The following is a 1,684-nucleotide window of genomic DNA, read 5'->3' as shown; positions in this document are numbered from 1 at the left end:
CTAGAAGGCCGCTGAAAATCTTGTTGGGGGGCTGTCCGGCCGCAGGCCGGACGGCCCCTTTTCGCTATGCGGTGGCGGGGATGAGGTGCCAGGTGTTGTCGGTTCGGGTGAGGCCGAGGTGGATCAGCCGGCGGAGGTTGAGGGCTGCTGCGCGGTGGTGGAGCCAGGTGTCGTTCTTCAGGACGCCGCGGTAGGGCACGCGGCGGTTGCCCCTGGCGACGAGCCAGGCGATGGCCCGTTCGACGGGTGGGCGCCACCGCCGGTACTCGGCTTGCCAGTCCTTGCTGGTGGCAGCCTCGTCGCGGGCGGCCTTGAGCAGGTCGTACTTGGCGTGGACGGTGAAGACGCGGCCGGTCTTGGACTTCGTGCAGTGTTCCCGCAGCGGGCAGTCGGCGCACAGTTTCTTGAACTGGGCCTGGCGTTCGCCGCCCTGGCGGACCTGGCCGAGGGGGGCGGTGTGTCCGGCCGGGCAGGTGACCTGGCCGTTCGTGGTGTCGACGTCGAAGTCGTCGGCGGTGAACCCGCCGGGGACGGCCGGCCGCAGCGGTGGTGGCTTGAGGACCAGGTGGTGTCCCTGCTCTTGCAGGTGTTCGCGTAACTCGCCGGTGCCGTAAGCGGCATCGCCCAGGGCAGTGACCGGGGATTCCTCGTCGGCGAGGAGGTCCCGGGCGACAGCGGCCTCGTGATTGTGGGCTCCGCTGCCGGCGGTCAGGGCGACCTCGGTGAACAGTCCTTCCTCGGGCTCGAACGCCACATGGGCACGGAAGCCTTCCTGGTGGCGGGAGCGGTTCTTGTGGATGTGCCGGGCCTCGGGATCGACCGTGGAAACAGTGCGGTCGTAGACGGTGCGCCGGGCGATACGCCACCGCCCGTCCCGCCCGTCGGAACCGTCGGCGGGTTCCACGTCCTGCCCGGCGATTAGCGCGAGCAGGCCGACCGCGTGCGCCGCCGCTTCTCCCAGCTCCTGGTCGGGAAGCCGGCCCAGCAGGTTCAGTGCGTCGGTGACCAAGGCGTCGATCAGAGCGGCGCGGGCCTGCTTGTCGTTCCAGGCGATCTTCGGTTTTCCCGGGTCGGTGTAGTCGTGGGCGGTGCACCACTGGTCGGCGGTCTGCTGGGCGCCGGGGACCTCGCGGATCACCCGGCGGATCGCGGCAATCAGCTGGGTCACGGTGTCCTGAGTGGCCACCGCGTCGTCCAGGACGGTGGAGTCCAGCGCCCGCCGATGCTTGCCCCTGAGCACGCCGGTGGCTGCGACGACCTCTCTGACCTTGACGAACAACCGATTCGGGTCACTGGAACGCTGAAGCCGACGGCGGAAATAGGTCAACAGTGACGGATCGAAGGCGGTGTCGTGCAACCCGAGCCCGCACGCGGCCTTCCACCGCAGGTCGCAGCGCAACTCCTGCACCGTCTCGAAATCCGAGAGCCCGTACAGGCTCTGCAGCACCACCGTGACGGCCAGGACCTGCGGCGGCAGCGAAGGACGCCCGTTCGCCGAGGGATACATGTCCGCGAACATGGCACCGGGGAAGATGACCTCGCGATGTTCCGCCAGAAACGCGAACACGCTCCCGGCCGGGATCAACTCCCGGCACGACTCCCACACGTCCTCGCCGACGCTCTCCCCAGCCCACTCACCCTGCATGAACACAAGACTGGCCCCACTCCACCCGGAGCGGGGCCA

Annotated in this window: 1 protein-coding gene; it reads right to left on the bottom strand. The window is 69.0% G+C overall.

The features are described 5' to 3' along the window. Positions 1–64: 64 nt before the first annotated feature. Positions 65–1,645, bottom strand: a complete 1,581-nt coding sequence (locus E6P78_RS32435; protein ID WP_136207193.1) for an IS1182 family transposase — start codon at positions 1,643–1,645, stop codon at positions 65–67. Positions 1,646–1,684 lie beyond the last annotated feature (39 nt).

This window comes from Streptomyces sp. A0958, from assembly GCF_004795035.1.
GTDB lineage: Bacteria > Actinomycetota > Actinomycetes > Streptomycetales > Streptomycetaceae > Streptomyces.
The sequence above is the reverse complement of the archived record's forward strand: the minus strand, read 5'-3'. Positions and strand labels throughout refer to the sequence as shown.

Excerpts from the sequence above, each read along its gene's own strand:
- E6P78_RS32435 (WP_136207193.1), bottom strand. The coding sequence starts at position 1,645 with ATGCAGGGTGAGTGGGCTGGGGAGAGCGTCGGCGAGGACGTGTGGGAG.